Raw genomic sequence first — 21,700 nt, 5'->3', positions numbered from 1 at the left:
TTTTAGTTAAGCTGGTCTAACGCCTGTTTTAAATCAGCAATTAAATCATCGATATGTTCGATCCCAACTGAGATGCGCAACATGCCCTGTGTAATTCCCGAAGCTTCTTTCTGTTCCTTCGTATGATGCCCGCCCCACATGCTGGCCGGATGTACAATAAGGGACTCTACGCCACCCAAACTGGCTGCGTTGATAAATATATGCAGGCCATTAATGAATGTCTGTGCATTTGAAAAGGCTTCTTCTTCATCTTTACCGTTCAGCTCCATACAAAGCATACCCGAAAATCCGCTCATTTGCTGTCTCGCCAGCTCATGTTGGGGATGATTGGGTAACCCGGGGTAACTGACCTTTTTGATTTTTGGATGCTGATCCAAAAATTCAGCCAGCTGTAAGGCATTTGCATTGATCTGTTTGACTCGTAGGCTTAATGTTTTCAATCCGCGTAACAATAACCAGGAGTCTAGCGGTGCAAGTGATGCGCCCAAAGCGACCGATCGCTTCCATACACGGGCAATATAGTCCCGCGTACCACAGACGACACCCGCAGTGAGATCACTATGTCCGCCTAAATATTTCGTGGCACTGTGGACAACGACGTCAATTCCATAATCTGTCGGTGTTTGGTTAATAGGGGAGGCAAAGGTGTTATCGACCATGCTCTGAATTCCATGCCGTTTGGCAAGTTCTCCGATTGCTTTTAGATCCGTGATATGGAGATTGGGATTCGATGGAGTCTCGATATATATCAGCTTGGTATTTGCCTGAATCGCTTCTTCAAACGCTGAAACATCTGTCTGATCCACAGCCGTAACTGTGATGCCATAATCCGTTAAGAACTCCTTAAAGAAAATAGCTGTTCCGGAATAATGTGCATGCTGGGCAACGATATGATCTCCCGATTTAACGATAGCCAATATGGCGGTACTGATCGCTGCCATACCTGTTGCAAATACCAGTGCATCTTCCGTCTTTTCTAATTTTGCTAGGATAGTCGCAACTTGGCTATTCGTCGGGTTGCCGTGACGATGATAGAAATAAGGATGTTTCGGTTCGGTAGCAGCCTTGATGTATTCCGCTGGGTCAGGATCTGCAATGTATGTGGATGTCTGATAGATTGGAGTCGTTACTGCAGATGTCTGGTTGAATTGCTGTCCTTCATGGACGAGTATCGTTTCGGTATTGGTTGCCATACTAATAATGTTGATTGATGCTTGTATTGCCTAAGTCTCCATAATGCGAACTTGTCGCATCTTTGACTCTAAGGAACCCTTAGCTCGTTTGAAAGCACTGTTGGTGCTAACGGTTCGTAGAAGGCTTGTCTTGTCTATCAAATATAAATAAAATCTACTCAAAATGTAGATTTTATTTATATCGGATGCATCCATATATCTTACAACATTTCTTTCAGAAGGTTCAACGCATATCCAATGGTATTCACATTATTTAGCGCTAAACGTAACTGGCCTTTCACTTCTTTGAGGTTGCTTATTTCGGGATGACTTTGTACAAAGGAAAGTACGCGGCCAAACTGGTCTGATTCAAAGTAGCTGGATTTCGGATTGTTGACGAAATAACCTTTTAGCGTATGCTTTTTATACGCTATTTTTTCAAACCCGATGGTTTTGCCAAACCACTGTAGACGAAGGGTATTGAACAGTTCGAAAACTTCCCGGGGGATAGGACCAAAACGATCCTCAAGCTCTTTCTCAAACGCTGCAAGTTGTTGCTCATTCTCTAGTTTGGAGAGTTCTGTATACAGATTATACCGTTCCGTAATATTTGTTACATATTCATCGGGGATCAATACCTCGAGGTCAGTGTCAATCTGCGTAAAGGACACATATTTTCGTTCTTTCTCATCCGCGAATACTGCCGAAAACTCGTCCTCTTTTAGTTCCTGAATAGCTTCGTCTAAGATTTTATGATACATTTCGAAACCGATCTCGGCAATAAAGCCCGATTGCTCGCCTCCCAAGAGATTTCCCGAGCCACGTATATCTAAATCGCGCATGGCAACATTAAATCCAGAGCCCAGTTCCGAAAACTCTTCTATTGCAGAAAGTCGTTTATAGGCTTCCGGTGTTAAGGTCGACAATGGCGGACTCAGTAGATAACAAAAAGCTTTCTTATTGGAGCGGCCCACCCGACCTCGCATTTGGTGCAGGTCGCTCAGTCCAAACATATGGGCGTGATTGATAATGATCGTATTCGCATTTGGGATATCAAGACCCGCTTCAATAATCGTTGTTGCAATTAAGACATCAAAATCGTGATTGATAAACTTGAGCATCACATCCTCAAGTTCATCCCCTTCAAGTTGGCCATGTGCCACACCGACCCGTGCTCCGGGAACCAGCTTGCGAATCAAATTGCCCAGCTGCGGTAGATCTGCAACACGATTGTGGATAAAGAATACCTGCCCGCCACGATCAAGTTCGTAACTGACGGCCTCTCCGATTAGTGTTTCATTGAAAACATGGAGTTCGGTCTGTACGGGCTGCCGGTTGGGTGGTGGAGTCGAGATGATACTTAGATCGCGGGCCCCCATCAATGAAAAGTGCAATGTTCTTGGAATTGGCGTTGCTGTCAATGTTAGCGAGTCTACATTCGCACGCATGACTTTCAATTTTTCCTTGACCGAGACCCCAAACTTTTGTTCCTCATCGATAATCATCAGGCCGAGATCTTTGAATTTGACATCTTTGCTAACAAGGCGGTGTGTACCAATGATAATGTCTATTTTTCCTTCAGCGAGCCTGGCTAAGGTATCTTTGATCTGTTTGCTCGTCTTGAAACGGTTGATATAGTCGATCGTGCATGGAAGACCCTTTAGACGCTCCGAAAATGTCCGGTAGTGCTGTAATGCCAGGATAGTCGTCGGTACCAGGACAGCAACTTGTTTACTGTCTGCTACAGCTTTGAAGGCTGCACGGATGGCAACCTCCGTTTTTCCGAAGCCTACATCCCCACAGATCAATCGGTCCATCGGATGTGGCGATTCCATATCTTTTTTCACATCGGCAGTAGCCTTTTCCTGATCGGGTGTATCTTCATAAATAAAGGAGGCCTCCAGCTCATTCTGTAGGTAGCTATCCGGTGAGAACGCATTTCCATGCTGTGCCTTTCGTTTGGCATAAAGCATGATCAAGTCGCGCGCAATATCCTTGACTTTTTTCTTGGTCGTCTTCTTGAGTTTGTCCCAGGCGTCGGTACCCAATTTATTCATTTTGGGAACAGTTCCCTCCTTACCGGAATATTTGGAAATACGGTTTAAAGAGTTGATGTTCACATACAAAAGATCATTGTCCGCATAGATCAAGCGGATCATTTCCTGAGACTTACCGTTGACATCTACTTTCTCCAAACCTCCGTAGCGGCCGACACCATGGTCAATGTGTGTAATGAAATCGCCCGGTTTAAGATCTCGTAGATCTTTGAGCGTAATTGCCTGTGAGCGCTCGTAAGCCTTCTTACGTTTATATTTATAATAACGGTCAAATATCTGGTGATCCGTGTAACAGGCTAACTTTAAACTGTCGTCTCTAAAACCTTCGCGTAACGCTTTATGAATCGGAATGAAGGTGGCTGATTTATCGAGATCTTCCAGAATCGTATAGATGCGTTCGACCTGTTTGGTCGAATCTGAAAAGATCAGATTCTGAATCCGCTGGCTCTCATTCTCTTTGAAATTATGGATTAAGAGATTAAAATCTTTATTGAATGAAGGTTGGGGATGTATATCGAACTTGAACGTGGCTTCAGCTTTATAAAAGAACTGTTTGCCGAATTCGATAATGGGAAACTCAAAAAATAACGCATTGAGGTTTTTCTCGTCTGTAAATTCATAGGCTGGATTATGCCATTCCGGATTATCCTTTTTCTGCTTATCGGTTAACCCCGCCCATAATTTTTCCGCTTTCTTTAACCCATCTTTCACAATATCTAACGTAAATTGAGCGTCTTTGATCCAGATTGTAGCGTCCTGATCTACATATTCCAATAAAGAAATGTGTTGGGATGTCAGGAACTTCGCTTGAACATTTGGTACAATGGTTACTTTGTGGATTTTTTTGACAGACAGCTGCGATTCAATGTCAAATGTACGTATGCTTTCGATGTCGTCGCCAAAGAATTCAATACGGTATGGGAGGTCATTCGAAAAAGAAAAGATATCTACAATGCCACCGCGTATCGCAAATTGTCCTGGTTCATACACAAAGTCGACACGTTCGAAATCATATTCGATCAAAAATTCGTTGATGAAATCAATACTTAGCGCCGTGTTTTCTGTTATTTCTAAGGTGTTTTTATCCAGGTCGTTGCGGTTGATCACTTTCTCCGCGATAGCCTCTGGATAAGTAACAACCATTTTCGGTAATTCCGACGTATGATTGAGCGAACTTAATGTCTCCGCACGTTGCAATACATTGGCGGAGTCCGTTTGCGTAAAATCAAATGCTTTGCGGTAAGACGAAGGGAAAAAAAGAACCTGCTTATCCAACAGGCTTTCCAGGTCACTTAAAAAATAAGAAGCGTCTTCATGAGTCGGTAAGATAAAGACCATTGGACGTTCCTGTAAGTTGTAAGAAGATACGGCTATGAATGCATCCGAAGAACCAATAAGCCCTTTCAACTGAATCTTGGGGTTTTTGGATTGTAAAGCCTTGGTAAGCGACTGAACAGTTTCGCTTTGGCTGTATTTTTCTAATATTTCTTGAATTCCCACGAGCAAAAATTTCGAATAAGTGCGAATTTAACGAAATAGTATCAAGTATCGGGTATGAAGTACTAAATTTTTTGGTAAAAAAATAGCTGACTTGCTCGTTAAAAAGGAGATGACTTTGTGAAGCTCAAAAGCTATAATAGATGAATCTGTGCAGGGGCTTATTTCGCGAGGTAAAAAGTATAGGCAAAAACGAGCAACACCAATAAGGTGGCCAGGTAAATTAATTTATATTGCTCATAAGCTGTAACATGAAAGGATCCAATTTTAACGCGATTTTTGCTGTTTCTCATAACTAATTTAGGTCGAGGTCAATCTTCTGTTCACTAATATAGCTTTTAAGTGTTGTATTACCAAAAGCATCCAGTGTATTTTGAAAATCTTCCCGATAGTCAAATTGAAAGTCTTCATGAAGTTTACTGTATTTGCCCACCGCATGCTTGATACGCCCTGTTATATATTTATGTAATTTATGGGCAGCAGACTGATAGGAGGAGGCGAAAAGCCTGTCGTAATCAGCGATGGCTCTCTTTAGGATATAGCATCTGAATTCTACTTCACTGATTTTATCCTTCGTGACTTTTTCGTGCTCATTCACTAAACCGCTTGCTTGTTTGATAAGCTTGATAAGCGCAATAAAATTACTGTGTTGTGGCGTATTACCAATTTGACTCAAACCACTATCGAACAATTGTTGCAGCTGCTTTCGTAGTTTTTCAATACGTTCCTCTAAATCCTCCGCATTCTCCAATAATTGGAAATGCAATTGCTTGATCAGCATTTTGTCCTTGCTTATCAGGCGTACGAGGAGTTTGTCTTTTTCCTTTTGGGGTAGGTCAAGGACAGCTTTCTTTAGTTCGGCATCTTGATGTAAGGACATAATCTGTTTGTTTTAGTGTAAAGAGAGTTATTGAGCGAAAATTCAGGCACGCTGTCAGTGTGCCCGAATAAATTGCTCGTTTCATCAGCCGGAGTTTATGTACGCAATAGCTGCCCCACATTTACCGTCGCTTGCTATTAATACAATATTCTGAACTTAATTGTATTGTCGATCTGTTTGAGTTGTTTCAATAGATCTTTATCATATTCACCTTGTATATCGGTTACCGCATAGCCAATGTCACTTTTGGTCATTAGAAATTGTGCAACGATATTGATGTTATTTTGGGCATAGACCTTATTAATCTGAGCCATAATTCCGGGAACATTTTGGTGGATATGCAGCAATCTTGTGACCTGTTTTACTTTTGGTAAAATTAGATTTGGGAAGTTGCGACTTAAATAAGTATCACCATTGTTGATAAAATCGGCCATTCGACGCGGAATAAACTCTGAATTTTTCTTTTTATTTTTCTTGTCGTCGAAAACGACAATACCTTTTGCATTGCAGATATCCTTATTGATATGCCCTTTGATATCGCCCAAATATCCGATTGTTTTTAATTTGTCGGCCTGTTGAAGCTGTTCATCACTGATGTCGATATTGTCGCCCAAGAGCAGCATCCCTACGTCCTTTACATACTTTTCTTCGAATGTATCTTTTGTGCGGATAGAAAAACCGTCTCTTTTTAAGATATGAGCCGCTATTTCTGGTACATCTCCCACGATCAAACAAAGGATACGATTTTTAGGATAAGAGATGGCACGGGGCAGATCATTTACATATAAGAACTCATCAAAACTAGGTGTGATGAAGTCTGCTTTCTCAGTGACACTTTTACGTTGGATATTCTCTGTGAATGCAAAGAATTTTTCAATTAATCCCGATTCCTTCAGTTGAAAATCTGAATAACCGTCACCAATGCCAAACAGTCTTCCTTCAATATTTAATTGTTTTAATAATTGCACTTTTCCACCTTCATTTGATAATGGATTCTCTTCGTCAAAACCGATAATATTACCGTCTTCATCAAATCTGAATGTATTGGCATAGATATTTTCGGTCTTGATATGATACGGTGTAACAACAGGTGTAATAAACTCCTTAAAACCTCCTGAAACGATCCATGCGGTGTCGGCGTGTTTCTTGAAAAATTCACGATTTCGGGAAAAAGAGGTTGAAACTTTTTTCTTAAGATGTGAAACAAGTTTATCCAGATGAGATTTATTGGCATTTAATAGTTTTACGCGACCAGCCAAAGCCTCACGGAAAGATAGTTTACCCTCCATGGCAAGATTGGTGTACCGCTCAATTTCGTGATAGATAGATTCGCGATCCGGATGGTTCTCAAGAGAGATTCGTGCAAGTTCATCAAGTGCCTCTACTTGTGTAAATGTACTATCAAAATCAATGATGTAATAGTTTTTCATCTTGTTATTTTTTTATGAAACGATCGTGAGAGTGCTGAATGCTAATCTCCGATATCGGTAGGTGCCGATGGTTTCAAGGTTCGGTTGTTTGTTATGTTATCGTTTTATTGTTTGTTATATAAATCTGCAATTTCCTTCAGCGTTTGTTCCAAAGGCCGATAACTGTGGTTTAGGAGCCCCTGGATTTTAGCGTTGGAATACTGCAATTTGGCACTTGAAGCCGCCGCAGTTTCTTTTGTCAATGTTGAATCCGATTTTTTAAATACGGAAAGCATGCTGGAAACAGTAGAGGCAATTTGGAGTAAGGTCTCGGAAACTTCGATTGTCGGTTCTGGCTTGTTCATTAATACACTTGCAACGCTCAACAGATCCTTGTTGCTTATATTGAGATGATTAATGATATAGCGTTCAGCAGTAATATCGTCTCGCTCCATCAATTGAATCATGATCGCGGCAACATCCTCTACATCAACAACACCAACACTTCCTTTTGGGTAAAATCGTAGCCCTTTATTGATCATTGAAAAAATAGCTCCAGAGCCTTTGTCGTTGGCCGAAGCACCTAAAATTACGGCGGGGTTGACAATAACTGCATTTAGACCCTCGGTAATGCCACGCCATACCTCCATCTCCGCCTGATACTTTGATAACGAATAGTTGGATGTTAGTGCATTGTGCTCCCAGTGGTCTTTCTCGGATACCGGCAGGTTGTCTCTATTTGTCCCTAAAGCTGCGATTGAGCTGACATGGAGTAAGCGAATGCCCTTTTCAAGGCAAAGATTGACCACATTTGTCGTTCCTTCCACATTCACTTTAAAAAGCGCTTTAGCATCTTTCTTTTGGTAGGAAACCAATGCTGCACAATGGAACACTTTAGTAACGCCTTCAAGAGCATCTTCTAATTCAAAATAATTGTTGATATCAGCGTCGATCCATTGCACCAACGAAGAAGATAACAACGAGGCCGGAATAGTCGATTGAGCTCTTTTGATGGCTATGACGTCAATTCCTTGGTCTATCAACTGTCTGATTAGTGTAGACCCTAAAAAACCTGTTCCTCCAGTTATTAATATCACTTGATAAAGATACTGTTAAAAATAATGTTTTCAAAAGTTAGTTAATAAATGGATATTTGTGTGAATTGCATCCTGAAAAAACCTTCATGCTTTCGCGTGTATCAAATACCATGAAAGCCAAGGTAGATTCTTTCAGTCCAATTAAAACAGTCGCTTTCAGAACAAATAGGAGATTTTACAAATTATAGCTTATGTCATCACTGTCCGTATTCTTTAGCCCGATTTCAATTACAGGTTTTGCTCCTGAGCATGGGTTCTTGAGTTCTCAACTAGGAAACGTTATTCAAGCCTATGAAACAGATTTTCCGAGCTGGGAAACGGATAAACAGCCTCAGTTGGCTATTGTCGGTGTGGAGGAAGATCGTGCATCCATCAATAATAATGGAACGGATAAAGCGCCGGATGCTGTTCGAAAACATCTTTATGCACTATATCAGGGCGATTATACGATGAATATCGTTGATTTGGGAAATATCAAAGCAGGTAATACGATTCAAGATACCTATATCGCTTTAAAATCTGTCGTGGAGGAACTGGTCAAAGAGAATATTCTTCCGATTATCATTGGCGGTGGACAGGACCTTACCTATGCACAATATTTGGGGTATCAAAATTTAGAACGAAAGATCGAGCTAGCGATTATAGATGCTCGGTTTGACCTTGATGAGGAGAACGCCGAAAATGTAAGCCTGAATTCCCGATCTTATGTGAACCATATTATTTTGCATCAGCCTGACTATTTATTCAATTTAAATGCCATAGCTTATCAAACTTACCTCGTCAGTAAAGAGTCTATCCATATGTATGATAAACTATTTTTTAATGCAACACGAGTCGGTATGATTGCGGGTAAAATGGACCAATCAGAGCCTTTGATCCGAGCAGCGGATTTGATTAGTTTTGACATAGGAGCCATTCGGGCCTCTGAGGCGCCTGGAAATGCCAATGCAATGCCAAATGGTTTATTTGGCGATGAAGCTTGTCAACTTGCCCGCTATGCGGGGATGTCGGATAAATGTTCTTCCATCGGTTTTTATGAATTCAATCCAACATTTGATCCAATGGAACAGACGGCTATGTTGGTCTCGCAAATGATTTGGTGCTTTATTGATGGTTATTATAATCGGAAACAAGATACGCCGTTGTATCCCAAATCATCTTATATCATTTATCGCACCACACTGGAAAACGAGGAGCATGAATTGGTCTTTGTGAAAAGTAAAAAATCAGACCGCTGGTGGATTCAAGTGCCTTATTTTGGATCTAAATCAGTCAACGAACGCTATTACCTCGTGCCTTGCCGTTATGAAGACTATCAATTGGCTGTCTCAGGTGAAATGCCCGATCTATGGTGGAAAACACACCAAAAATTGCAATAAAGCTTCGTTGAACGGTACATTGCTCTGATTCTGCTTCGATGGCGAAGCGGATGATGCACCTTGTAAATTGACAACAGCTTGCCAACTGACTACAGACTTTTTATAAGTGTTTTTAGTCGTGCAGATCCATTAAGTTTGAGATGTTATAGGTTTAATTAAATGCAATGATGGTTAAACAGACCTGCTCAGGTAAGCATACACCATCTTCAGAAAATACAAATCATGGAAATATTTTTCTTTGCGGGAATCGTATTGTTATTGGTCATTTTGATCGTATTGGTATTAAAAAAGAATACCGATTCCAGTGCTGGTCCTGCATACAATAAAGAGGTTGAAACACTAAAAATTGAGCTTGCCAGATCGCAACAGCGGGAACAAAGTTTGCTGGAAGAACGCCTTATGCTAAAAAATGAATTGGATAAGGAACGGGAGAATCTTCTGGTCGCAGAGCGGTCTTTAGAAAGTACACGTTCATTTTATGAGGCGCAGCTCGATAAATTTCAGGAACAGAAGAATGAAATCGCCGAGATTAAACGGCAGTTCAACAATGAGTTTCAGGTTATTGCCAATAAAATATTGGAAGAGAAGACACAAAAGTTTACAGAGACCAATCATCGTTCCCTGGGGTTGATTTTGGACCCATTGAAGGAAAAAATCAAATTGTTTGAAGAGAAAGTCGATAAAAATTACAATCAGGAGGCAGCGGAAAGAAATTCTTTAAAGGGAGTTGTCCTTCAGCTGGTCGAACAGAGTCTTAAAATTAAAGACGAAGCCAATAGCCTAACCAAGGCATTAAAAGGGGATACCAAAAAGCAAGGCAATTGGGGCGAGGTAATTTTAGAGCGGGTCCTGGAGCGTTCTGGACTGATGCGCGATCGCGAATTTAGATTACAGGTGTCTCTTATGGATGCCGAAGGAAGAAGAATGCAGCCCGACGCGATTATCGACCTTCCTGAAGATAAACACCTGATTGTGGATTCAAAAGTTTCGCTGATTGCGTACGAACGTTGGGTCAACGCCGACACGGATGAGGATCGTGCAATTTTCGCAAAACAACACGTACAGTCTGTGGAAAATCACGTGAAAGAACTTTCCGCAAAAAACTACCACGAGTTGTATGGTATAGAATCGCCAGAATTTGTATTGCTATTTATGCCTATAGAATCGGCTTTGAGTATGTCTGTGGCGCAAAAACCGGATTTGTTTAGTGAGGCTTGGGATCGAAAAGTCGTTATTGTAAGTCCTTCTACATTATTGGCAACCCTGCGTACCATAGCAAGTATCTGGAAACAGGAACGTCAGACCAGGAATGTAATTGAAATAGCAAAGGAAGCCGGGAGCCTTTACGATAAATTTGTGAGCTTTCTGAACGATATGGAGCAGGTGCAGAATCAGTTGGAGCGCGCATTAAAAAGCCATGAAGATGCAACTAAAAAACTTTCTACAGGAGCTGGGAATGTGATTGGAAAAGTAGAGAAATTAAAACGTTTAGGAGCTAAAGCAAATAAACAGATCGATTCCAAATTTTTAGATGAGGAAGATTAACGATGAGGAAGATTAACAAAAACGGACTTGCCGAAAGGTAAGCCCGTTTATAATTTTTAGCTTCGAAATGCAAAACCTACTTTGCTAACTTCTGCTAGCGGTTCTACTAAAGCTCTTTCATGCGCTTATTGATGGAAACATCAACATACGTATCCTTTAAACGGTCTACGGCTTCTTTTTGAACAGTGACATTGGTGTCTGATTCATAATCATGAATAGTCCTTTGATTTTGGATTTCATTATCATAAGGATCCTTTCCTGCCAAAAGTTTGACGATTACCGGAAGACATTCGAGGAAGACAAAAAGCAACGCAATAAAAAATACAGCATTTGCATTGGACTCGTTAACCTTTCCATTGGCATCGTACCTTAGATTGCCCAGCGCAGAGTTGCGGTCTGCAAAACCAGCGACATTGACGGCGCTGTCCAAAGAAGCGTTGGATAAAACTTTTTGGTCCAATATCCCTTCAAATTTCTGTTTCTGGCGTATAGCGTTTTGCTGGGTCGTTATCTTGTTCCGTAAAGTGTCCAAATAGCCCTCTTTTTTCTTCAGCTCTTCTTCTTTCATTTTGGCATAAGGGCCATACCCCATGACACCGGACGTTTCAGTTGTTTTGTTACCGAATATCTCGTAGTTCAATTTTGTACGGTCATTTTTAATGCTGGATTCCAATGAGTCACGTTCTGTCGTGGTTGCTTTCAAAAGTGCAACTTCATTGGCATATTTCTTATTGAAAGTACTGTTGAGCGTGTCAATTTTAGCGCGTTGGTCGGCAAGAAACCGTACACGGAGGTTTTCCCGGATCTCTTTATCGAAGATTTTTAACTCCAATGGCCTAGAGATAACCAACCCGATCAAAATAGCCAATAAAATTCGCGGCAGGGCCTGCAGAAGCTGCATAAAGCCACTTTTGGATTTATTAATACTGAGCACAATATAGCGATCCATGTTAAATATCGCTAAACCCCAAATAATACCAAATACAATAGCTAAAAGCCAGTCAAATGTTCCCCCACTAAAGACGAAATACATGGCATAACCACCCGAAAGGCTGGCAAACAATCCCGTAAAAAAAATAGTAGCACCTATGGCTGTGTACTTACTATGTTCTTCCGGATATTTTTCAAGAGTTTCTTGATGTACCCCCGCACATCTCCAAAAGAAACGGTTAATATCGCTCATTAATATATTTTTACTCAAATTGACAGATTATTTTTAACAAGATTTATGAATAAGTTTTTGTTTTACAATAGGATGACTGTTTTCATGCTCCTTTGTAACGCCTCCCCCAGAAGACACAGCATTTGCCTAATTTTATTATCTTTGAAAAAAATCAGGAATAATCAGATAATATGAAGAAAAGACAACTTTTGCCATTCTTTGCGATAGTGGCAACTGCATTTGTTGGTTGTGAGGAAAAAAAAGTGATGACAGATAATCCTCTTTTATTGGCTTACGAAACCCCATTTAATGTACCACCTTTTGACAAGATCAAAACAGAGCATTTTAGGCCAGCGTTTGATGAAGCAATAAAAATACACAATTTGGAAATTGACACAATAGTCAACAATTCGGATAAAGCAACATTTCAAAATACGATAGTCGCCTTAGAAAATGCGGGTGGATTACTGAATAATGTATCAACTGTATTTTATAATCTCAATAGTGCCAATACGAATGACAGTATTCAGGCAATAGCGAAAGATCTGGCCCCCATCTTATCGAGTCATTCGGATGAAATCTCGATGAATACCAAATTATTTGACCGTATCAAAACAGTTTGGAGCAGCCGAAATACACTTGGACTGGACGAACAGGATAATAAACTGTTAGAAGAAACCTATAAGAGTTTTGTTCGTTCTGGCGCAAATCTAAAGGATGCGGATAAGGAAAAAATGAAAAAAATTAATGCTGAACTTTCAACATTAACAACACAATTCGGACAAAATTTGCTTGCTGAAACCAATGCTTATACATTGGTCGTTGATTCCGCGAGCCAATTGGAAGGCTTGCCGGAATCGTTGAAAACGGCAGCGGCTGAAGAAGCCTTAGCAAAAGGAAAGAAAGACAAATGGGTCTTTACCTTACAGAATCCGTCCATTATGCCCTTTCTTCAGTATGCAAAAAATCGTGAGTTGAGAAAACAGCTTTGGGAAGCCTATCAGTTGCGTGGCAATCAAGATAACACCAACGATAACAAGGCAATCATTCAAAAAATTGTTAATCTCCGTCTTCAAAAAGCAAAATTATTGGGTTATTCTTCACATGCAGCTTATGTACTCGAGGAATCCATGGCGAAGAATCCGACCAATGTCTATGCACTGTTAAATAAACTTTGGACTCCAGCACTTGTTAAAGCGAAAGGCGAGGAGGCTGATATCGCACAGGAAATTAAAGCTGAAGGCGGCAATTTTGCTGTCGCTCCTTACGATTGGAGATATTATACAGAGATTATTCGCAAAAAACGTTTTGCATTGAATGAAGACGAAATTAAACCTTATTTGAGTCTTCCGGCAGTTCGTGAAGGAGCATTCGGTGTCGCCAATAAATTATATGGTTTGACATTCGTAGCCTTAAACAATGTCCCAACCTACCATAAAGACGTAGAAGTGTATGAAGTTAAAGACAAAGACGGTTCACATTTAGGTCTCTTATACGCTGATTTTTTCCCGCGCGAATCAAAAAGAGGCGGTGCCTGGATGACTTCTTATCGTAATCAGTCGACAAAAGATGGAAAACGTGTTGCTCCGGTAATTTCCATCGTATGCAATTTCACAAAACCAGTGGGAAAAAATCCTGCCTTGTTGACATTTGATGAAGCAACTACCTTGTTCCATGAGTTTGGACATGCGTTGCATGGTCTTCTTTCCAATGTAAGATACCGCTCAATGGCCGGAACTTCTGTACCACGTGACTTTGTTGAGTTACCTTCACAGGTGATGGAAAATTGGGCAGCAGATCCAGAGGTATTAAAAACATATGCTAAGCATTATAAGACGAAAGAAGCGATGCCAGATTCATTGATTCAGAAAATGGAAAAGGCCGGTACCTTTGATCAAGGATTTGCAACCGTTGAATACCTTTCTGCTGCGTTGTTAGACATGGATTATCATGCTACCACAAAAGAAATTTCAAAAGATATTAATGGCTTTGAAAAAACGGCAATGAAAAAAATAGGTATTATTGATGCTATTATTCCGCGCTATAGAAGTACATATTTTCAACATATTTTCGCAGGTGGGTATTCTGCAGGTTATTATGCTTATATCTGGTCTGAAGTATTGGATTCGGATGCTTTTGCAGCTTTCAAGGAAAAATCATTGTACGATCAAGTGACAGCAGATTCTTTCCGTAAGAATATTCTTGAAAAAGGAGGTACAGATGATCCTGCTAAGATGTACCGTACGTTTAGAGGTGCGGATCCAGATCCAAAATATCTATTGAAAAAGAGAGGTTTGAACTAATACTCACTAATCAAAAAAAGGCGATATAGAAATATATCGCCTTTTTTTTGTTAAGGTACTTGTTATTCTAAAAACTATTCTTACATTTGAATATTATTTATAATGAGTCTAAATAAATAAAGATGCTATGTGTGACACAAAAATTCTAAGCCAAAGAGGAGATACCCATATTAGTGTTTGCCATAAGTGTCAGACCTATTATATCTGGCAACAAAGTTTTGTACTGACATTTACGAAGAAAAAATTCTTCGACTTCTTGAATATTACGAAAAGTAATGGTGATGAACTCTTTTTTAGCACATTTCCAGATGGTGAATTTCGATTGATCATGAAAACACCTTATCCAGATATCGTATTTTCATTTGACGAAGAACAATGGCAGAATTTCAGAGATGCGCTCCAAGAATCTTATTACATGAATGAGTTTTATGGAATGCTGAATAATTAAGATAAAAAGTCCTGTTGCATCGCTTGTGTTTCATCTCTCTTTCCTTATGCGTTGACAACAGGCACAAACAAAACCCTCAGTTATAGCTGCATAAGTGTACGCAACTGTATCCTGAGGGTTCTTTTTTACCTATATATTGATTACTCGCCTATCGCGTAATATTTAAAATCAAGGTCTTCAAGTTCCTTACGGTTCAATAGTTTACGGCCATCGAACACAAATGCAGGCTTTTTCATGTGCTCCTTGATTTTGGCCCAGTCATAGTTCTTAAATTCATCCCATTCAGTCAATACTGCAATTGCATGTGCATCATTGCAAGCCTCATAGGCGGTATTGACCACCTTTACCAAGGCCCTGTTTTCTTCCGAAGATCTGGTGTTCAGATAATCGAGGTCGGCATAGATGCGTTCAGCAGAAACTTTGGGGTCATAGACCGTGATTTCAGCTTGTTCACTCAATAGATAATCAGCCACATAGATCGCCGCAGATTCACGCGTATCATTCGTGTCTTTTTTGAATGCCCAGCCTAAGAAAGCAATCTTTTTGCCCGATACAGTATTATACAATGTTTGGTTAATGTTGTCCGCAAATCGCTGTTTTTGATAATCATTCATCAAAATCACCTGATCCCAATACTCGGCAACCTCTGTGAGACCGTAACTCCGTGCGATATAAACTAAATTGAGGATATCTTTTTGAAAACAAGAGCCTCCAAAACCTACAGAAGCTTTCAGAAATTTGGATCCAATTCTGGAATCCATACCGATTGCCTTGGAGACTTCATCGACGTTCGCGCCTGTTTTCTCGCATAGTGCCGAGATGGAATTAATGGAGGAGACGCGTTGTGCTAAAAAGGCATTTGCGGTTAGTTTTGACAGTTCAGACGACCAAAGGTTTGTTGTGAGAATCTTGTCGCGACTTACCCAATGTGCATAGATATCGACCAATGCAGCAATAGCTTCATCATTCTCTCCACCTATAAGCACGCGGTCCGGATTGATTAAATCCTGTATCGCTGTTCCTTCAGCCAAAAATTCAGGGTTGGAAAGAATATGGAAATTAACACCATTACCCGTGTTATCCAGGATACTTTTTAAAGCTGCCGCTGTGCGAACGGGTAAAGTCGATTTTTCAACGACAATTTTGTCGTTTTTGGCAACCGCTGCGATCTGCCGTGCACAAAGTTCAATATACTTTAAGTCCGCAGCCATCCCCTTGCCTTTTCCGTAATTCTTAGTCGGTGTATTGACCGAAATAAAAATCATGTCGGCCTCGTCGATAGCTTTTTCGATATCGGTTGAGAAAAACAAATTGCGATGACGCGCTTCCGCAACAATCTCTTGTAAACCGGGCTCGTATACAGGAAAATTATCGAGATTTTCATCATTCCAAGCCGCGATACGGGCTGCATTGACGTCGACGATCGTAATCTCAATATGTGGACATTGCTTTGCAACAACTGACATGGTAGGTCCACCAACATAACCAGCACCGATACAGCATATTTTCTTGATTGTTTTGCTCATTTTGATTATCTTAATCAGCTATAAATTGAAGAACAAACTTAGATAAATTGCTTTTGATATGCAATACAAAGCACAGCATATCAAAACAATTTATTTATAGGAGCTGGCTCATCACTTGTTCTGCTTTCTATTTGCATAATTGCCCTTATGCAATGCTATTAAAGAAGCCATTTCGTAGTGGAGATGCAAAAGATTTATTCTAATTTTACATTAAAAAAGAAACGTTTTGATAAAGCAGGAAGTTATTGATAAGGTACTGGAAACAGCACGGATAGAAGAGGTGGTGGGAGACTTCGTTGATTTAAAGAAACGGGGAACTTCTTTGATCGGAAATTGTCCTTTTCACCATGAAAAGACACCTTCCTTCCACGTTTCTGTTTCGAAGGGTATCTATAAGTGTTTTGGTTGTGGTGTCGGTGGGGATTCCCTCAAATTCGTCATGGAACTGGAAAAGTTCTCATACCCCGAAGCCATTCGTTATTTAGCCGATAAATATTCCATTCAAATTGAAGAAGTCGAGCGTTCTCCAGCCCAGCTTGCCGCGCAGGATAAACGGGAAAGTCTATATGTGCTAAGCGCTTGGGCCAGTAAATTCTTCGCCGAGCAACTCTGGAAAACTGAAATGGGGCAGGTGATCGGACTCAACTATTTCAAGGAGCGCGGCTACCGTGAGGATATCATCAAAAAATTTGAATTGGGTTATTCGCCTGAGGAATGGACGGCATTGGTCGATAAAGCACAGGTAGCGGGTTTTCACCCAGATTATTTGGCCGCGAGTGGTTTGGCTATTGAACGCGATGATAAATCTTTATATGATCGTTTCCGTGGCCGGGTCATGTTTCCGATTCATAACCTTACAGGCCGTGTCATTGGCTTTGGTGGCCGGACACTAAAGACCGACAAAAAAGTCGCCAAATATGTAAACTCTCCTGAAAGCGAAATCTACCATAAATCCGATGTACTGTATGGATTGAATTTTGCCAAAAAAGCAATTATGGAAGAGGATAATTGCTACTTGGTAGAGGGGTATGCAGATGTTCTTTCGGTACATCAAGCTGGAGTCGAAAATGTTGTTTCCTCCTCGGGAACTTCGTTGACAACAGGTCAGATCAAGCTTATTTCCAGATTCACCAAAAATGTGACCATACTGTATGATGGGGATGAAGCGGGGATCAAAGCCTCCCTACGCGGTACAGATATGCTGCTCGAAGAAGGCTTAAACGTGAAGGTGCTGCTTTTTCCCGACGGTAATGATCCCGACTCTTACGTGCAAAAGTTTGGTGCCACGGCTTTTAAAGATTATGTCAAATCCAATCAGCAGGACTTCATTTTCTACAAAACGAATATTCTGCTTCGCGATGCCAATAACGATCCCATAAAAAGGGCCGAGGTTATTCGCGATGTGGTCGAAAGTATTGCATTGATTCCCGATGAAATTAAGGTTTCTGTTTTTATCCGCGAATGTAGCAGCCTTTTGGATATCGAAGAGCGTATTTTGTTGGCTGAACTCAACAAGATTAGGCTCAATAGAGCAAAGAAGGCGGATAAGGATGCTGCTCGTAAAACTCAGAGTCCGCCGCCAAATACAGGGATGCCCCCTTTCGGAATGGACGGGCCACCGCCGGATTTCTTTATGACAGATGGTGAAAGGGCGGGATTACCTCCCATAGAGTCTGTAGAACAGCCTGCACAGCTGACTTCGGAAATTCTCCAGGAACGTGAGATCGTCCGAATTTTAATCAACTATGGTGATTATCTGGCAACCTGGGAAGGTGACGGTGATATTCCAGTTGCAGGATTGCTATTGGGAAATATCAGCGACATTGAATTTAAGGATAAAGCTGCGGCTTATATTTTAAACGTCTATAGAGAAGCTGCGGAAAAATACGAAATTCCAGATACGAAACAATTCTATTCAAACTCTGACCCTGCTATAGCAGATTTGGCGATCAATTGCGTTGCCAGTAAATATTCGCTCAGCGAAAATTGGAATGACGATAAGCGTAAAATTTATGTAACGCAAGAATACGAACATCTAAAACAACTTGTCGTTACAGCGATCTATCGGATCAAGAAACGTAAGATTGAAGCTGAAATGCATCATATTCGTGAAGAAATGAAACATGAACAAGATGTGGCCAACCTGGAAGTCCTTATTTTTAAATATCAGAAATTAAAAGAAGCCGAACGCCTATTGGGCGGCTTTCTGGGCAACACTATTGTAAAGTAATCTTTGATATGGCAAAGCATCTTGAAACGGGCGAATGGGGCGAGCAAATGGCCATGGAATACCTCGTCAAGATAGGCTATAAAATAGTGTTAAGAAATTGGCGATTTAAGAATTTAGAAGTAGATTTGATTGTCGTGGACAAGGATACCTTGGTATTTGTTGAAGTAAAAACGCGGTCGGGAACGGATTTCGGCGAACCTTACGAATTTGTGGATCGCAAAAAACAGCGTCTACTGATTCGTGCAGCTCAGGCTTATATTCTTAAAACAGGTTATGTCGGTGAAGTCAGATTTGATGTTGTCGCAATAACAAAATCTCCCAAAACAGCACTCAATCATATCAAAGATGCGTTTTGGGATAGTTGAGGATACGTACTTATAAATAACTATACATAGATGAGAAAAATAACTTATTTTATGGCAATTGCAGCACTAGCTTTTGCTTCTTGTAAGTCAAAAAAATCAAGTTTGGAATTTGCCTCTCCTGGAGCAAATCAAGCTGTTTTAAAAGGTGCTCAGGTCCAATTGAAATTGAAATTTGAATCTGTATCAATGGACTCTGTGGCTTATTTTGTAGATGATAAACATGTAGGATCATCAACAGATACAACGGCAATTACGGTTGATACCAAAGACATGGCCTATGGTACACGTAATATTTCCGCCCTGGTATACAATGCTGGAAAACCCGATTCTGTTTCAAGTACATTTTATGTTGTACCTGAAAATGCGAAGAACTATGGTTTTGAGGTTGTCAACAAATACCCGCACGATACCACAGCTTTTACACAAGGGCTACAGTTTGCGGATGGTATTCTCTACGAATCCAATGGCCGTTATGGAGAGTCCAACTTGAGAAAGGTCGATCTAAAAACAGGCAAAGTACTACAGGAGATCAAATTTGATGAAAAGACTTTTGCCGAAGGAATGACATTGGTTGGTAATAAGTTATTTATGTTGACTTGGCAACAGGGAGAAGGATATGTCTTTGATAAAAATTCTTTTGTCAAGGAAAGTTCCTTTAAATATGAAAATAGCAAAGAAGGTTGGGGCTTGACCTACGATGGCCAGCATTTGATAAAGTCTGATGGATCCAATAAATTGTTCTTTTTAGATGCAACGACCGGTAAAGAGCTAAATGCTATCGGAGTTTACGATGAAGCTGGACCCGTGGATGAACTTAATGAACTGGAATATATAGACGACAAAGTCTACGCAAATGTCTATCAAAAGGATGTTATTGTTATTATAAATCCTCAAACAGGAGCGGTAGAAGGACGGATTAATCTTGTTGGTATCTATGAGCATACTTCCGCTTATGACAATGAATTGAATGGAATTGCTTACGATCAAGCTGGAAAACGTCTTTTTATCACAGGGAAGTTATGGAATACATTATTTGAGATCAAGACAGTTGAAAAATAAATGAACTTCAAGTCTTGATCCTTCTTCGTAAGGTCGACAGTATTGCAAGTTTGTGTAAAATTAGAAGGGGGTATCCAAAAGATTGGATACCCCCTTTTTCATGCAATTTTATACGTATTCCGCTGCCACATCATTTTAGAGATTCAATTCTCAACGGGTCTGATTTGGCTTTTTGAGCATTTTCTTTTTTATTGGCCCCATTCTTTTTTGAAGTATGGATGTTATCGTATGAGGCATGCAATTCAATCTTTTGTATAATGATGCCTCAAGGGCTGAGACAGATCGCTTTTAGAAGTGTATGGAGTGAATGAAACATTATGGCGAGCAGATCTCCGGGAGCGTGCCTCTCTAATAAAGAAGAGCAGAGTTTACCCGACATCAATATAGCTGATGGGTGTATGCTATTATTGTTGGCTGATTTCGCTAGAATAGGCAGTTATAAAAGGAAACTAAAAACCCCTTTGAACCAGTAGGAGCAAAATAGTTAAAGCAAAAAAAGGAATGAAGTTTGAAACTCCATTCCTTTTTTTATATTGATTTAATTTCGATTAATAAATCGGAGTAAACATCCAAGTATCGTCAAAACGAGATGAACCGTTAAGTCCAGTCGTGATGTAACCGTTGTTTCCTACAGCGAAACCAACAGCATCTTGGCGTGCTGAACCAGCGAAAGCGCCGTTATCATTTGTCCAGTAGTCACCAGAAATATTATATTTCCATGTACTATTGATTACTGCATTTTTGTAACCACCAACAACGAATGGTGTACCATTGATCGCGAACGCAGAGGCATTTGAACGAGTCAAATCGTACGTATATGAATTATCAGCTCTATTGATATCGTTCAATTTAGTCCATTTGCTACCATCAAATTTATAGAAATCTTTTGGGTAAGAACCGTTAGAAATACCACCACCTACATAGGCTACATTATTGACAACAAAAGAGAAAGCTGCTTTTCTTTTCGCTGAAAAAGGAGCATCACTAATTGCTTGCCAAGTATTAGAAGCAGGATCATATTTGTAAAACTCATTGGTATTTGTTGTTCCACCACTAACTACAGTTTCACCGGTTCCAACATAAGCCGCACCGTTTAAAGTAAAAGCTACTGCATTAGACAAAGCAATAGGAAGTGGAGCAATGCTTGACCAAGCACCTTTTCCGCCGTTAGCTGTAGGGTCAAATTTGTAGAAATCTGTTAGGTTGTTTGTTCCGTCATTTCCACCACCAACATAACCGACATTACCAATGGAAAAGCCGATGGCACCGTTTCTCTCAACACCTGTGAAAGGTGCTTTTTCAGCCCAAGTATCTGATGCTGCGTCATACGCATACGTGTCTTTCACGCGGAATGGTTTACCACCAGCGTTACTTGCTAGACCAGTAGTGACATATGCAACGTTATTTATCAAAAAGCTAGCAGCAGATGAAGTTTGTGGCCCTTTAAAAGCAGCTTTTGCAAACCATTCATCTGATTTGGTTGTGCTGTCGTCACTTTTTTTACAAGAAGAGATAGTTGTAACTGTAAATACAAAAGCTAATAAAACGAGTAGCCAATTTTTCTTGTTCAT

The 21,700-nt window shown here is 40.4% G+C and carries 15 protein-coding genes; 7 read left to right on the top strand and 8 right to left on the bottom strand.

Features of this window, described 5'->3' with window-relative positions:
* Positions 1 to 2 precede the first annotated feature (2 nt).
* From B3H30_RS08995 to B3H30_RS08975, 5 genes are all read right to left on the bottom strand, one after another.
* Complete coding sequence (locus B3H30_RS08995) at positions 3 to 1,193, bottom strand: trans-sulfuration enzyme family protein (protein WP_070561395.1); 1,191 nt, start codon at positions 1,191 to 1,193, stop codon at positions 3 to 5.
* A gap of 200 nt (positions 1,194 to 1,393) precedes the next feature.
* Positions 1,394 to 4,729, bottom strand: a complete 3,336-nt coding sequence (gene mfd, locus B3H30_RS08990) for a transcription-repair coupling factor (protein ID WP_070561393.1) — start codon at positions 4,727 to 4,729, stop codon at positions 1,394 to 1,396.
* Between the two features lie 292 nt (positions 4,730 to 5,021).
* Positions 5,022 to 5,606 (bottom strand): hypothetical protein, encoded by a 585-nt coding sequence (locus B3H30_RS08985; protein WP_286833961.1) that lies wholly within the window; start codon positions 5,604 to 5,606, stop codon positions 5,022 to 5,024.
* 137 nt (positions 5,607 to 5,743) lie between these two features.
* The gene (locus tag B3H30_RS08980; protein WP_070561389.1) at positions 5,744 to 7,036 is read right to left on the bottom strand and encodes an HAD-IB family phosphatase; all 1,293 of its coding nucleotides are present in this window, start codon (positions 7,034 to 7,036) and stop codon (positions 5,744 to 5,746) included.
* A 104-nt stretch (positions 7,037 to 7,140) separates the two neighbouring features.
* Positions 7,141 to 8,112, bottom strand: a complete 972-nt coding sequence (locus B3H30_RS08975; protein WP_070561387.1) for an NAD-dependent epimerase/dehydratase family protein — start codon at positions 8,110 to 8,112, stop codon at positions 7,141 to 7,143.
* Positions 8,113 to 8,303: 191 nt separating this feature from the next.
* Here B3H30_RS08975 and B3H30_RS08970 point away from each other — a divergent pair, with 191 nt between their 5' ends.
* Both B3H30_RS08970 and rmuC read left to right on the top strand, forming a co-directional pair.
* The gene (locus B3H30_RS08970; protein WP_070561385.1) at positions 8,304 to 9,491 is read left to right on the top strand and encodes a formimidoylglutamase; all 1,188 of its coding nucleotides are present in this window, start codon (positions 8,304 to 8,306) and stop codon (positions 9,489 to 9,491) included.
* A gap of 222 nt (positions 9,492 to 9,713) precedes the next feature.
* Positions 9,714 to 11,036, top strand: coding sequence for a DNA recombination protein RmuC (gene rmuC, locus B3H30_RS08965; RefSeq protein WP_046672705.1), 1,323 nt, complete (start codon positions 9,714 to 9,716; stop codon positions 11,034 to 11,036).
* Between the two features lie 106 nt (positions 11,037 to 11,142).
* Here the strand turns inward: rmuC and B3H30_RS08960 are convergent, their stop codons facing one another.
* The gene (locus B3H30_RS08960; protein WP_070561383.1) at positions 11,143 to 12,219 is read right to left on the bottom strand and encodes a DUF4407 domain-containing protein; all 1,077 of its coding nucleotides are present in this window, start codon (positions 12,217 to 12,219) and stop codon (positions 11,143 to 11,145) included.
* Between the two features lie 170 nt (positions 12,220 to 12,389).
* On the opposite strand from B3H30_RS08960, the gene B3H30_RS08955 reads away from it, so the two are divergent.
* Both B3H30_RS08955 and B3H30_RS08950 read left to right on the top strand, forming a co-directional pair.
* On the top strand, positions 12,390 to 14,501 hold the full coding sequence (locus B3H30_RS08955; protein WP_070561381.1) for a M3 family metallopeptidase: 2,112 nt from the start codon (positions 12,390 to 12,392) through the stop codon (positions 14,499 to 14,501).
* A 127-nt stretch (positions 14,502 to 14,628) separates the two neighbouring features.
* Entirely contained in the window at positions 14,629 to 14,949 is a 321-nt protein-coding gene (locus tag B3H30_RS08950; protein WP_070561379.1) for a hypothetical protein, read from the top strand.
* 140 nt (positions 14,950 to 15,089) lie between these two features.
* Here the strand turns inward: B3H30_RS08950 and B3H30_RS08945 are convergent, their stop codons facing one another.
* Entirely contained in the window at positions 15,090 to 16,475 is a 1,386-nt protein-coding gene (locus tag B3H30_RS08945; protein ID WP_070561377.1) for a nucleotide sugar dehydrogenase, read from the bottom strand.
* A gap of 226 nt (positions 16,476 to 16,701) precedes the next feature.
* On the opposite strand from B3H30_RS08945, the gene dnaG reads away from it, so the two are divergent.
* Genes dnaG through B3H30_RS08930 form a run of 3 tightly spaced genes read left to right on the top strand, consistent with a single transcriptional unit; the run spans position 16,702 to position 20,129 of the window.
* Entirely contained in the window at positions 16,702 to 18,705 is a 2,004-nt protein-coding gene (gene dnaG / locus B3H30_RS08940) for a DNA primase (protein ID WP_070561375.1), read from the top strand.
* Between the two features lie 8 nt (positions 18,706 to 18,713).
* The gene (locus tag B3H30_RS08935) at positions 18,714 to 19,070 is read left to right on the top strand and encodes a YraN family protein (protein ID WP_046672699.1); all 357 of its coding nucleotides are present in this window, start codon (positions 18,714 to 18,716) and stop codon (positions 19,068 to 19,070) included.
* Positions 19,071 to 19,100: 30 nt separating this feature from the next.
* Positions 19,101 to 20,129 (top strand): glutaminyl-peptide cyclotransferase, encoded by a 1,029-nt coding sequence (locus B3H30_RS08930; RefSeq protein WP_070561373.1) that lies wholly within the window; start codon positions 19,101 to 19,103, stop codon positions 20,127 to 20,129.
* Between the two features lie 548 nt (positions 20,130 to 20,677).
* On the opposite strand, the gene B3H30_RS08925 is transcribed toward B3H30_RS08930, so the two are convergent.
* On the bottom strand, positions 20,678 to 21,700 hold the full coding sequence (locus B3H30_RS08925; protein ID WP_070561371.1) for a Kelch repeat-containing protein: 1,023 nt from the start codon (positions 21,698 to 21,700) through the stop codon (positions 20,678 to 20,680).

The sequence above is a fragment of the Sphingobacterium sp. UBA7038 genome, from assembly GCF_002494055.1.
In the GTDB taxonomy this organism is placed as follows: Bacteria; Bacteroidota; Bacteroidia; order Sphingobacteriales; family Sphingobacteriaceae; genus Sphingobacterium; species Sphingobacterium multivorum.
Note: the sequence above shows the minus strand (reverse complement) of the source record. Positions and strands in the feature narration are given on the sequence as shown.